General features: G+C 47.6%; 12 protein-coding genes. 9 read left to right on the forward strand and 3 right to left on the reverse strand.

The window, feature by feature from the left end:
- Positions 1-13: 13 nt before the first annotated feature.
- A complete protein-coding gene (gene mutS / locus ACJ2PR_RS24620) occupies positions 14-2,674 on the forward strand; it encodes a DNA mismatch repair protein MutS (RefSeq protein WP_446878921.1) in 2,661 nt (886 codons plus the stop codon).
- A 117-nt stretch (positions 2,675-2,791) separates the two neighbouring features.
- On the opposite strand, the gene ACJ2PR_RS24625 is transcribed toward mutS, so the two are convergent.
- Positions 2,792-3,163: a hypothetical protein gene (locus ACJ2PR_RS24625; RefSeq protein WP_446871739.1), complete on the reverse strand. Its 372-nt coding sequence runs from the start codon at positions 3,161-3,163 to the stop codon at positions 2,792-2,794.
- A gap of 945 nt (positions 3,164-4,108) precedes the next feature.
- Between ACJ2PR_RS24625 and ACJ2PR_RS24630 the strand changes: the two genes are divergently transcribed.
- From ACJ2PR_RS24630 to ACJ2PR_RS24640, 3 genes are all read left to right on the forward strand, one after another.
- Positions 4,109-5,605, forward strand: a complete 1,497-nt coding sequence (locus ACJ2PR_RS24630; protein WP_446878922.1) for a GAF domain-containing protein — start codon at positions 4,109-4,111, stop codon at positions 5,603-5,605.
- A 47-nt stretch (positions 5,606-5,652) separates the two neighbouring features.
- On the forward strand, positions 5,653-6,231 hold the full coding sequence (locus ACJ2PR_RS24635) for a hypothetical protein (protein ID WP_446878923.1): 579 nt from the start codon (positions 5,653-5,655) through the stop codon (positions 6,229-6,231).
- Positions 6,232-6,474: 243 nt separating this feature from the next.
- Positions 6,475-6,669 carry a hypothetical protein gene (locus ACJ2PR_RS24640; RefSeq protein ID WP_446878924.1) on the forward strand — a complete coding sequence of 65 codons (195 nt, stop codon included), beginning with the start codon at positions 6,475-6,477 and terminating at the stop codon, positions 6,667-6,669.
- On the opposite strand, the gene ACJ2PR_RS24645 is transcribed toward ACJ2PR_RS24640, so the two are convergent.
- Together ACJ2PR_RS24645 and ACJ2PR_RS24650 are read right to left on the reverse strand one after the other, a co-directional pair.
- A complete protein-coding gene (locus ACJ2PR_RS24645) occupies positions 6,635-8,857 on the reverse strand; it encodes an EAL domain-containing protein (RefSeq protein ID WP_446878925.1) in 2,223 nt (740 codons plus the stop codon). The two genes, ACJ2PR_RS24640 and ACJ2PR_RS24645, sit on opposite strands and share 35 nt — an antisense overlap.
- A 220-nt stretch (positions 8,858-9,077) precedes the next feature.
- Positions 9,078-10,280: an argininosuccinate synthase gene (locus ACJ2PR_RS24650; RefSeq protein WP_446878926.1), complete on the reverse strand. Its 1,203-nt coding sequence runs from the start codon at positions 10,278-10,280 to the stop codon at positions 9,078-9,080.
- A 253-nt stretch (positions 10,281-10,533) separates the two neighbouring features.
- Between ACJ2PR_RS24650 and ACJ2PR_RS24655 the strand changes: the two genes are divergently transcribed.
- The 5 genes from ACJ2PR_RS24655 (at position 10,534) to ACJ2PR_RS24675 (ending at position 12,869) form a co-directional block, all read left to right on the forward strand.
- Complete coding sequence (locus tag ACJ2PR_RS24655; RefSeq protein ID WP_446878927.1) at positions 10,534-11,481, forward strand: glycosyltransferase family 2 protein; 948 nt, start codon at positions 10,534-10,536, stop codon at positions 11,479-11,481.
- A 50-nt stretch (positions 11,482-11,531) separates the two neighbouring features.
- Positions 11,532-11,777: a type II toxin-antitoxin system HicB family antitoxin gene (locus tag ACJ2PR_RS24660; RefSeq protein WP_446878928.1), complete on the forward strand. Its 246-nt coding sequence runs from the start codon at positions 11,532-11,534 to the stop codon at positions 11,775-11,777.
- 87 nt (positions 11,778-11,864) lie between these two features.
- Positions 11,865-12,299, forward strand: a complete 435-nt coding sequence (locus ACJ2PR_RS24665; RefSeq protein ID WP_446878929.1) for a hypothetical protein — start codon at positions 11,865-11,867, stop codon at positions 12,297-12,299.
- Positions 12,300-12,347: 48 nt separating this feature from the next.
- Complete coding sequence (locus tag ACJ2PR_RS24670) at positions 12,348-12,614, forward strand: Ycf66 family protein (RefSeq protein WP_446878930.1); 267 nt, start codon at positions 12,348-12,350, stop codon at positions 12,612-12,614.
- A gap of 3 nt (positions 12,615-12,617) precedes the next feature.
- Complete coding sequence (locus ACJ2PR_RS24675) at positions 12,618-12,869, forward strand: Ycf66 family protein (RefSeq protein WP_446878931.1); 252 nt, start codon at positions 12,618-12,620, stop codon at positions 12,867-12,869.
- The last annotated feature ends 53 nt before the right edge of the window (positions 12,870-12,922 follow it).

Consider the following 12,922-nt stretch of genomic DNA (forward strand, 5'->3'; position numbering starts at 1 on the left):
TGTACTGATATTCATGACTGTTTCTCATCCGGCACCGACTGATCCAGACTCTAACGGCGTTCCCGAACGGTTGATCAAACATGCGGTTCGGTATGCTGACCATCGATCGGTCAATCGTCAAGATCTCACTCCGATGTTACGTCACTATGCGGAGATTAAAGACCAGTATCCTCATGCGATTTTGCTGTATCGAGTCGGCGATTTTTTTGAGACGTTTTTTCAAGATGCGCTAGTCGTCTCGCGTGAGCTAGAAATCGTTCTCACCTCCAAAGATGGCGGCAAAGAAGTGGGGCGCGTTCCGCTGTCGGGCATTCCTCATCATGCGCTCGATCGCTATTGTGCGCTGCTGGTGGAGAAAGGGTACGCGATCGCCGTCTGTGATCAGGTCGAAGACGCTGCGGAAGCTCAGGGCAATCTGGTGCGGCGAGAAATTACGCGGGTCGTCACACCCGGAACGCTGCTCGAAGAAGGCATGTTGAATGCTCGGCGCAATAACTACCTAGCCGCCATTGTGATCGCCGGAAATCATTGGGGACTGGCGTATGCAGACATTTCAACTGGGGAGTTTCAGACGACGCAATCCTCGACGCTCGATCAACTGACTCAGGAATTGATGCGGCTGCAACCTGCGGAAATTTTGTTTCCCACGAATGCGCCTGACCTGGGAGGACTGCTGCGACCGGGAGAAAAATCGGCTCACCTTCCTGACAGTTTGCCGACGCAGTTTTGCTATACCTTTCGTCCCCAGGCTCCCTTTTCTCAGGTCGAAGCGAGACAGCGATTGTTGCAGCGGTTTCGGGTGCGATCGCTCGAAGGGTTGGGCTGCGAACATTTGCCTCTAGCCGTTCGCGCTGCTGGCGGCCTGCTGGAATATCTGGAAGACACCCAAAAAGAAACTCAGATTCCGCTTCAGCCGATCTGCACCTATACGCTGACAGAATATCTGACGCTAGACAATCAGACGCGCCGCAATCTGGAGATCACGCAAACCTCGCGAGATGGTACTTTTCACGGGTCGCTGTTGTGGGCGCTCGATCGTACCGTCACGCCGATGGGCAGTCGGGCGCTGCGTCGCTGGTTGTTACAGCCGTTGTTAGACGTTGCAGGCATTCGAGCTAGACAGGACACGCTGCAAGAACTGGTCGAAAATGGCACGCTGCGAGAAGATTTACAAAAGCTGCTGCGACAAATCTATGACCTCGAACGGTTGGCAGGTCGAGCCGGATCGGGGACAGCCAGCCCGCGCGATCTGGTCGGATTAGCCGAGTCATTGGGCAAATTGCCTGATTTAGGAAGGCTGGTAGCAGAGTCGCGATCGCCTTACCTCAAAGCCGTTCAGCAGGTGCCGCCGATTCTCGAACAGTTGGGCAAACATTTACACAGCCGTCTGGTCGAACGTCCACCTCTGGCGCTCAAAGAAGGGGGATTAATTCGCGAAGGCATTGTGCCTCAACTGGATGAAATGCGCCAGCAAGCCGCCGACGATGAAGCGTGGTTGGCCCAACTAGAAGTCTCTGAACGAGAACGCACCAAAATTCCGACGCTGAAAGTAGGGTACAGCAAAACGTTTGGTTACTTCATCAGCATTTCTCGCACCAAAGCTGGACAGGTGCCCCCGGAATACGATCGCAAGCAAACCCTCGTCAACGAAGAACGCTACATCACCACAGAACTCAAAGAACGAGAAAACCGCATTCTCAACGCCCGTAAAGAATTGGGAGCCTTAGAGTACGAAATTTTTGCGGGACTGCGATCGGAAGTCGGAGAACAAGCCGAACTAATTCGCAAAGTGGCGCGATCGGTGGCTGCCGTCGATGCGCTGGCTGGACTGGCCGAAGTCGCCGTCTACCAGGGCTACTGTCGCCCTCAAATGCTTGAAGGTCGCACCATTCAAATCACAGAAGGCCGTCACCCCGTTGTCGAGCAGTCACTTCCAGCAGGCTTTTTCGTCCCCAATTCAGCCACTCTGGGCACTCCCTCCTCCCTCCTCCCTCCTCCCTCCTCACCCGATCTGATCGTTCTCACTGGCCCCAACGCAAGTGGAAAAAGCTGTTATCTGCGTCAGATTGGTCTGATCCAACTCATGGCACAGGTAGGGAGTTTTGTCCCGGCTCAAGCGGCCGAGTTGAGTGTGTGCGATCGCGTCTTTACTCGTGTCGGAGCGGTCGATGATTTGGCGACAGGTCAATCTACTTTCATGGTTGAGATGAACGAAACCGCGAATATTCTCAATCACGCCACGGAGCGATCGCTCGTTTTGCTCGACGAAATTGGACGGGGAACGGCCACCTTTGACGGATTGTCGATCGCCTGGGCCGTTGCCGAACATTTAGCCACTCAAATCCGAGCCAGAACCATCTTCGCCACTCACTATCACGAACTTAACGAGTTAGCTTCCATCTTGCCGAATGTCGCCAACTATCAGGTGACCGTCAAAGAAATGCCCGATCAGATTATCTTTTTGCACAAAGTCCAGCCGGGAGGTGCCGATCGCTCCTATGGCATCGAGGCGGGACGGTTGGCAGGGTTGCCCAGTTCTGTGATTCAACGTGCCCGACAGGTGATGAGCCAAATTGAGAAACACAGCAAGATTGCGATCGGACTTCGCAAAGGACGCAGCGAAAAGCCAACGGTGCAGGAAAACACAGCCGGACAGCTAGAAATTGGATTATAGAATTAGAAATTTAAATCTCAGTAGAAAGGGACAGGGCGATCGCTTCTGAGTTTCAGAGATTCAGAAAAGGGAGTCCCAAAGCACGATCGATGTAATGCGATCGAACTCCCAAATCTTCTACAGTTGAATCGTCTTTTTGTCGTGCAATTCTTCCAAGTGAATTAATGAACTATCGCCAATGACCATGTTGAACTTCATTAACGATCGCTGCACTTGATAACCCGACAACACTCGAATGATCTGGTATTCAGTCGTTAAATCACTACTGCCATCCCACTTGAGTATTGCCAGTTTCGTTGATGCCACTTCACTCAGTTGGTCAATAAACTCGTCCATTGAATCGATGACATCTGAGAGAATGCCAGACGGCATAAAGATAAACCGCTCTTGCAAATCCAATGTCACCATGACTCGATAGCGTCTAACCGATGAGCAGTGCAACTCAAAGCCAAACGAAACCGAGTCAGGAAAATATCTCCTAACTGCCATGTTTTTATCCTCTCTATTTAATTCAAAGAGGACGGGAACGACGACGGTTCGATCGTTCCCCAGGAATGGAAAGCGTATGCAGGATCTTGATTCCAACCTTTCAAGATCCCATCGCAAAGCAGACGTAGTACAATCATGAACGCCTCCGAAGTTAGTACGTTTAACTTAGGTGGAAGTCCTCGGAGATTTGATTTCCTAGATCAGATTTCCGGGGCGTGATCTCCACCTGCGGACATCTTACACAAGTTTCTCGTTTTTTTGAATCCTAGAAATCTTAAGTTTAGTGATGCGCTGCTCACCCATTGAACCGAATAATCTCCCGAACCTGGTCGAGCAATTTTTTGGGTAGTGGCTGCATGGGTCTCTCCTGACGCTGATGTGTGTTATCCGTGGAGAGCGTGAAACTTGATTAGTACATTTGAGTTCTGAGAATCTACTTAGATTTCTCTTGACGAAAACTTTAAGCGTGGCTAATATACGGATAAATTGCTGCATAAGATCCTCACTAGGAGAGTTATACGGAAAGTCCTCTGGATAAGATCCTTCATCAGATTTTATGCCGCGAAGGTTCTAGATAACGCTCTCGAGAGAGACTTATGCGGATAATAGTCTGCATAAGCTCTGAAGCTTCAGTCTGATCAATTGTTAGCCCTCTCTGCGTTACCAGGAGGGACTATTTCTAAGAGTCCACAAATCCACAAACTTGTTTCTCGGTACTCAGCAGCAAGTTTCTAAAAGCATTCTGTATGGCAGCTATGACTGGTAAGGAACTAGCAAAATGCGTACAAGTGTATTCAACTTGATCTCTGGCATTTACTCAAATTTAAATTTATGCTTTAATAGAAAAAATCTGTGTGATTTAACTCTTAAGATAGTTCGCGATTGCTTCGTCTGAGGGCTACGATTGTAGATGCCAGGATTTATGCCGATACTCATCACATACCTATGGAATCTGGAATAAGTCTTCAAGAGATCACTGAATTACGGAAATTCGGGAACACCATACTCACATTTCCAAATGTAGGTCTTATCGTCGAGGAAACTTTTTTGGAGGTTAAGAAAAAGCTTTCTCCGCAAGTGATCTCTATTTTTTTGTTCTCTAAGGATGGTTTTTTGGAAAGGTATGAAATGAACGGGGTGGACAGAGGTGGTGATGTTATAGAGGCTTCCTGGTTGCATGATGAAAAATATAAGCCAGGGCAAAGTTTTTCGGGCAGAGCCGCCTATGGCAAACCATATGGTGAGCCTTATTGGTCAAATCGGCTTGATCTTGATAAAGAGGTCGATGACTTTATTTATGGAAAAGAATATTCTGAGAAGTTGGGTTTTTTGAGATGTGGAATTTCTGTACCTCTAAACGGGACACATAGAACTTTTGGAACTATTGAGGTTGTCAACAGAGTCAATCCGGAGACTGGTGGAGCTGATTCTAACTTAGTTTACTCTGACTCAGATGTTTGCTGGTTAACAATAGTTGGGGCGCATGTTGCAGCAGCAATTTCTAGACTGCGAAAAAAAGATGAAGATAAAATATTTGCAGATATAGTTAAAGTGCTAGCAGACCCTACACTAGAAAATGTGCCCGTTCATACAACGGAGCAGTCTGTCTATAAGACAATAGCCAATAAATTGGTAGATTACTTAATGCCTTACAAAGTTTGTATCGTAAGGCTTACGTTTGATGGTCAAAGCCTGTTTGTCACTGATAAGGCGCATTCTGATGGTGATAAAAAGGGCTGGGTAGGTAGGGTTGACGAGCCTAGAGCGATGGGTCAGAAAATTGTAGGAAAAGTCTTTCAGTCCGGAAGATATGAAAAAGTTGAAGACATAGCAAAAAGAGAGGACGAATTTAACAATTTTGAATGGGTTAAGTCTCAAAACCTTAAATCCTTTATTTGTTTTCCTTTATTAATGCTTGGAAAAGTCATTGGAACTCTTTCGCTATTCACAGGCTACGTTCATGAATTTACTGAAAGTGACATTGTTTTTCTAGAAAATGTTTCTTTCTTGCTTGCTGCTTTTAGAGTGCGCTCTAGAATAATCAAGGAAATCGAAATTCCTAGAGATACTTCTACAACGGATGAAATCGAATCGCTCTACTATAAAGATGCAATGTCAAAGGTTAATACTGCTCTAAAGAATACCACTTCTGTTGGTTCTAGAGAAATCGAGTTTTTAATTGAAGAAGCTGTTAGAGCTGGTATACCTGATGATGAGTTAGAAGAACTCCGTGAACATCTAGCAGATATGAAGGCTGGGCGACTAGTTGAAGAAGCTCCAACAGTCATTTACCAAGAAGTAGAGGAGCACCGTAAAATTAGGAGAGATCGTGGTAGAGAGATTATTATCTCGACTGCTCCAGGTCTTGATGATGATTTTGAAGGGGTAACATTGAAAGAAATTAAGAAGCTGCCGCCTCATTCTTCTAACGCTAATACTTGATTTCAATTACTTCGATATGTTATTAGGGGAGCTTTGACTAATTAAATATGTTCATACGTATAGATGACAGAACTGGAAAACTTAATCAAGAAGATTATAATGAACTCGTTACTTTTATTGCTAATAAATTGCTCTCTGATGAATTAGACATCAATCTTCTCGATGTTATTAGGATTCGCAATGATGGGGCAACTAATTACTTCGGATATTGGACAGCAAGATTCCACTACGATCCTGACGATTCGTCTAACATCGTAGCTATGACTGCTGTGATTGTGTTGAATTACTTCTATCTAAAAACTATGGACTCTTTGATGAGAACTCTAGCCCACGAATATGGGCATCATTGGACTTTGTCTTATTTGGCTATTAATCAGGGTATAGATATGAGTCAAAGGTTGCCCCATAGCTATTATCAACTCAGATCGTTGAATCCAGAAAGTTATTCTCATGATTATTCTATGGGCTGGAATAGGTGCGACAGGGAGATCATAGCTGAGGATTATCGAGTATTGTTTGCACCATCACCACACAATCAACACCATAAGATGGTTGATGATCTCAATGATGATTTATCGTTACCTGATCAATCGGTAGAAAACTACATAAGGAGTTTAGCTGTTTAATAGAGTTAGCTTCACTCTAACTGTTTTGCATTTAGTAGGCTTGCCAATAATGCCAGAACGGGCTAACAACCGTGTTGCAGCGGACGGAATAAAGGTTCTCGGTGAGATGCAAGGGTTAATAGCCGCCCCTGAACACGAGCGTTATGCCGACCAGCCCGAAAGTCACTGAATCCGGTCTTTTAGTGTTGTCGTTCAACCGAACATCAACAGTTTTGAGAACGGGTTGGTGAATCGAAAGTCAAGGTGATTGATCACGATCGCGCAGACTTGTCGGTGTTGACTTTGGCAAGGATGTTTCGTGAAGGTTGGGAGGTGACGGGTCGCATAGGATTTGAATACGTCCGCGATCGCACAGTTCTTCGTCTTTCGAGCGTTGGGCTGGCGAAGTTGGGGAGCGATCGCCTCAAAAATCTGCGGGTTCGATCGCTCGTCCGTTAGGCGGCAACACTTGAGCCAAATGCTTAAACGGGTGGTCAATATTCATCAGTTTCTCAGCGTCTTTGCGGCTCAGAGGTTTAGAAAACAAATAACCTTGAGCATATTCGCACTTGAGCGCCTTGAGTTGAGCGAGTTGTTTGGTCGTTTCTACGCCTTCGGCCACCACATCCATGCCCAGATTCCAGGCCAGAGTAATGATCGTGCGAACCAGTTCTAGCTTTTCGCCATCGACATCGACACGGCTAATAAACGAGCGATCGACCTTGAGCAAATCCATTGGAAACCGATACAAATAGCCCAGCGACGAATAGCCCGTCCCAAAGTCATCGACCGAAAGCTGAATGCCCATCGCCTTGAGTTGTAGCAGCATATCCATCGCCGATTCGGTGTTTTCCATGATGGCGCTTTCGGTGATTTCTAGCTTGAGACTGTGAGCATCCAATCCAGTATCCGCAAGCAGTTGGCGAATTTGACTAATCAGACTGGGCTGAGAAAATTGGCGACTCGACAGATTGACGCTGATGCTCAGAGGCGGATCTTGAGGAAAGCGAGTTTGCCAGCGTTTCATTTGCTGACAGGCTTCTTTTAAAACCCACTGCCCCAGCGGAATAATCAACCCCGTCTCTTCGGCAATCGGTACAAACTTGATCGGTGAAACCATGCCCTGATCGGGATGCTGCCAGCGAACTAAAGCCTCAAAGCCGACGATTCTTCCGGTGGCCAGGGCGACGATCGGCTGATAATGCAGCAAAAATTCTTGACGCTCGACGGCCCGCCGCAAATCGTTTTCTAGTTGCAGCAGATTGACGACTCGCGTGTGCATGTCTGTGTCAAAAATTTCGTGACAGGCTTTACCAGAGGCCTTGGCTCGATACATCGCAATATCTGCCCCCCTCAGCAGATCTTCAGGACGCTCAAAAGCAGTCGTACTCATGGTGATGCCAATACTCGCCGACGTAAATACCTCATGTCCATTCAAATCAAACGGAGTCGAGAGCGCCTGATGTACCTGTTCAGCAATTTTGGTAGCATCTTCGACATCTCGAATGCTTTCGAGCAAAATGGTGAATTCGTCACCGCCCAGACGAGAAACGGTATCTTGCTGACTCACACAGGCTTCGAGGCGACGAGCGATCGCGACCAACAACTGATCGCCAATCATGTGACCCAAACTATCGTTGATCACTTTGAAGCGATCGAGATCCAAAAACAAGACGGCAAACTGGAGATCGGGGTTTTGTTTGAGGCGATCGACCGTGTGAGACAGCCGCTCCATAAACAGCAGACGATTGGGCAACCCCGTTAACGAATCATGAAACGCATTGCGGCGCAGTTGTTCTTCGACTTGTTTGCGTTCGGTGACTTCGCGCATGACGGAGACAAAGTGAGTCACTTTACCTTGTTCGTCTCGAATCGGCACAGAATTGAGATCGACCCAAAACGGAGTGTCATCTTTGCGATGGAGAATCAATTCGGCTTTGACGGCCTCGTATTTGAGTAGGGCAGCCCGAATGCGATCGACCTCACTCTCAGCGGTGTCTATTCCCAGCAAAAGATGAGCCGACTTGCCAATCACTTCTGATGAGTTGTAGCCTGTCACTCGTAGAAACGCATCATTAATGTAGACGATTCGCAAACTGAGAGGGTCTTCGGTTGGTTCTGCCTGTGAGATCATAACTATCTCGTTGGCATTCACGACGACTGATTCTAGCAATCGCAGATATTCTTCGAGCCATTTGCGTTCGGTGATATCTTTGACGGTGATTAGCGTTCCGGTGGGTTCTCCAGAATTGTTGCACAATAGAGTAGCGTTGACTTCTGCCCAAAATTTTCGACCGTCTTTGCGCTGAAGTTGTCCTTCCTTCCAGCCATAAAAGCGCTGTCGTCCTTGAGTGGCTTGCCCGGCGTGAAATTGGAGCCAACCTTCGATCGCTGAGAAAAATTGCCCAGACGGTTTGCCGATCATTTCTGCGATGGTGCAGCCGACGAGTTTGGCCATGCGCGAGTTGACGTGCAAAACGCAGTCTTGTAAATCGGTGATCACCACGCCATCATTCAGATTTTCTACGACCGTCCTCAGCAGCCAATCCGATTCTTTGAGCGGTTGCAGACTGGTGGCTATGGGGTAGGTGTCTGGGATTGGCTCTTTGTTTTCTGCGTCTAGATGCCGAGGAGTGAGTCTCGTCATGCCTGTCGTTTACCTTGCTTGCGTTACTAGTGACGACTTTTAGGAAGGGTCGTGATTTAAGGTTGCCCAAGGTGCGAGGAAAAAGTGGGAAGGGGGGAAGTTTTTGGAGAGAAAAAAGGAGAGAGAACGAGGAGGGAGGAGGGAGGAGGGAGGAGGGAGGAGGGAGGAAAAAAAAGACGATCGTCACGATCGTCCCTTCTCATTCAATTCCTAACGGCTTTTATTTCCGCAGATTTTGTGACCAGACGCGGGTAGGCAAGCCCCAAACGTAGATGAAGCCTTCGGCGGCTTTGTGGTCAAATTTGTCGTCTGCGCCATAGGTTGCCAGATCGGGCGTGTAGAGAGAGTAGGTGGACTGCCGACCGACGATCGCCGCGTTCCCTTTCAAAAACTTCACTCTGACCGATCCGGTGACTCGCTCTTGAGTCTGTTGTACAAAGGCATCTAACGCACCCTTCAGCGGACTGTACCAGAGACCGTTGTAGATCATTTGCGAGTAGGTTTCCTCGATGCCTCGCTTGTAGTGGGTGACATCTGCGGTCAGGGTTAAGCTCTCCAAATCGCGGTGCGCCTGGATTAGAACCAACAACGCAGGGGCTTCGTAGATTTCGCGGGATTTGATGCCGACGAGACGGTTTTCGATCATGTCGATGCGGCCGACTCCGTGGTTGCCAGCGATCGTATTTAGTTGCGTAATCAACTCGATCGGACTCAGTGCCAAACCATTCAAACTCACCGGAAGTCCGCGCTCAAAGCCGATTTCTATATATTCAGGGTCGTTGGGCGTATCGGCGATCGCTTTGGTCATCAAGTAGATTTCTTCAAGCGGCTCGTGGTAGGGGTCTTCGAGCGGGCCGGCTTCGATGCTGCGTCCAAGCAGGTTGCGATCGATGCTGTAGGGCGATTTTTTCTTAACCGGAGATTCGATGCCGTAGCGTTCTCCGTAAGCGATCGTTTCTTCGCGGCTCATGCCCCATTCTCTAGCGGGGGCCAGCACTTTGAGATCGGGATTGAGAGCGGCGATCGAGACATCAAATCTCACTTGATCGTTGCCCTTTCCGGTGCATCCGTGGGCGACCGCATCGGCTCCATGTTCGGCGGCAGTGTCTACTAATAGTTTGGCGATTAAGGGCCGCGCCAGAGCGGTCGAAAGGGGATAGCGATTTTCGTACAGTGCATTCGCTTGGATTGACGGAAACGCATAATCTTTGACAAAACTTTGGGTCGCGTCTGCGATCAGAGACTGACTCGCTCCAGACTTCAAGGCCTTCTCGCGAATTGGCTCTAGCTCATCTCCCTGACCCAAATCTGCCGCTAACGTGATGACCTCTTCAACTCCCCACTCTTGCTTAAGGTAAGGAATACAAACCGACGTATCAACCCCACCTGAATATGCCAGCACAACCTTTTTGGCGCGACCCATGAATTTACCCAAATTGTGTAGAACAACAAGTTTACAATTATGCAGCTTATCTTTCTTTTGGAATGTCCGGAGATGCACAGAAATCTGACGATCGCCGGATGTAGCCGTTTATTGCGTAGATAGTACCAGACTCAAGCAGACAACTCGGATCAAAAGTCTCTGTTTCAGCGTCCCGTCTTCAATCAGCCTTGAGAACTGTCAAAATTGAATGACATGAATCGGGGTGTGAAGCTGTCATTTTGAGGAAGAGCCTGTGTTTTTCAGCGTTGTGATTCCGACTTATAATCGCAAGCCAATTTTAGAGAAGTGTTTGAGGGCGCTCGAACGTCAGCAGTCCAGTGCTCAGTTCTCTGGCTATGAAGTGGTCGTCGTGGATGATGGCTCGACAGATGGCACGGTCGATTGGCTGACTTCTGAAGCGTTTCCTCACGTCAAGCTGTTTTGCCAGGATCACAAAGGCGCATCGGCGGCGAGAAATTTGGGAGTGGAGAAGGCGATCGGCGACACGATTATTTTTATCGACAGCGATTTAGTCGTCACGGACGTTTTTCTCAAATCCCATGCAGCAGCGTTAAGCAATGGTCAGAAAGAATTGGGCAATGCCTCTGGCACAGGTGAACCTGCTCGCCTTTTCACTTACGGACGAGTGATCAATACGGCTAATTTTGACGATCCGACCTCTGAGCCGTTTAAGGTGACGGACTTTTCGGCGGCCTATTTTGCGACGGGGAATGTGGCGATCGCGCGTCACTGGCTAATTGAAGCAGGCTTATTTGACACGGGCTTTCAGCTTTACGGCTGGGAAGATTTGGAGTTAGGCGTTCGGCTCAAAAAGTTGGGCTTGAAGCTGATCAAATGTCCCGATGCGGTTGGTTATCATTGGCATCCCGCTTTTTCTTTGGAACAGATTCCCAAACTGATTGATATCGAAATTCAACGCGGCCGCATGGGCGTTTTGTTTTACCAAAAGCATCCCACCTGGAATGTACGAATGATGATTCAAATGACGTGGATTCATCGTTTGTTGTGGGGAGGATTGACGATCGGCGGTTTGCTCAATGAGCGCACAATGGCTCCTCTGCTGCGCTGGCTAATTGATCAAGGCAAACCCCAACTCGCTCTCGAAGTCGCCCGAATTTTTCTCAACTGGTACAACGTCAAAGGCGTTTACGCAGCTTATGCAGAAGCTCAACAACGGTAGAACCTCATGTTACGGTCAAGACAGAAGCGATTTACCTTAAACTGCTCACAATGAAATCTCTGCAAGACTATACAATTGTGATTCGTCCAGATGATAACGGCACTTTTATCGCTTATGTACCTGCGATTCCGGGTTGCCATGCTTGGGGAGAAACGCCAGACGCAGCCCGCGCCGAGTTACTCAACGTATTTGACATGATTGGAGAAGAGTACGAAGAAACTGGACGACCCCTTGCGGGTAACTCGAAGAGATCGCTCCCCAAAGACGTTGAATTGGTTGTCGCAGATGCCAGCTAAAGCCAGCGAATTAGCCAAAGTTGCTCGGAAGCTAGGATTTGAAAAAGTCCGGCAAAAGGGGATGGTTTGGCTGAAGTGGCGACCTCAATGGCTCACTCTGGGGTAGAAGGCGATCGCATGACGGCTTTAAAGTGGGCAGAAGTTGCAGTTTCAGTCTACGAAAAGCTGGCTCAAACAACAGGTGTTCCTGACAACGAATCTTTTCTCAATTCAGCAATGGTGTTGAGGCTCGGAATGATTAGGCAGTTGGGTTCGGTTGTGGGACATCCAATTTTAGACATTCAGACTGTTGTGAATTGGGCACTCAATAATTTGTCTTATTTAGAAGTCAGAAAGCAAGCAGAAAGTTGGTCAGAGCATCAGAATGAGCGGGGCTATCTTCTCAATCACCTAAATGAAATTCGACAGCTTAGAAGAATCAAAACAAGACTGAATACACTGGCTTTCTTGTACGAAGGTCATATCGTGCAACCGACTCCAGAACTTTGTGCTTGGCTTGAATTGAGACGATCGCCACCATAAAATCGACATACTTCAGCAGAACCAGAAAAGCTAGGTTCCAAAATCAAAATGGTCAATTATCAGTTTAGTACTGTAGGTCTTCTGGGGTTGGTTTTGGTGCTTTTAGGGCTATTCTTGCCACTATCAGAGTTGATGGCTCATGGAAGTTCTAGGGTTGAAACATTACTTCAAGATCTTGTTCTTGCTCCATTCTATGTTCTAGCTGGTTCAGTTCTTGTTTTCTATGGTTGGCAATTTGATCCAATTATGCAGTTTGGTGAATTGCTTCTAGTCAGTTCAAATGTCTATTGGATTGTTCAAGATCATCGTTCATAAATTATGGTAAATTTTCAGTTGAATTTTGCATCGTTGAGTGGACTGGCGTTAGTTTATTTGGGGCTAAAATTGTTACTCTTTACTCAGTCTAGCCGTCCTGTGCGAGTTGCAGCGATCGTTCTTGCAGTCTTTCTTCTCATCAGTAGTGTTATTTTCGTTCTTTATGGCTGGCGATTCGATCCCATTATGCAAATAGGTCAAATTCTGCTGACACTAACCTCAGCTTATTGGGTGCTTAAAGAAACACGTCGTTAATAGACCTCCTGCATGAATAGAATTTTCGATGTCACCTGCCGCTTAGGTCTTGC

The organism is Phormidesmis sp. 146-33, assembly GCF_052939515.1.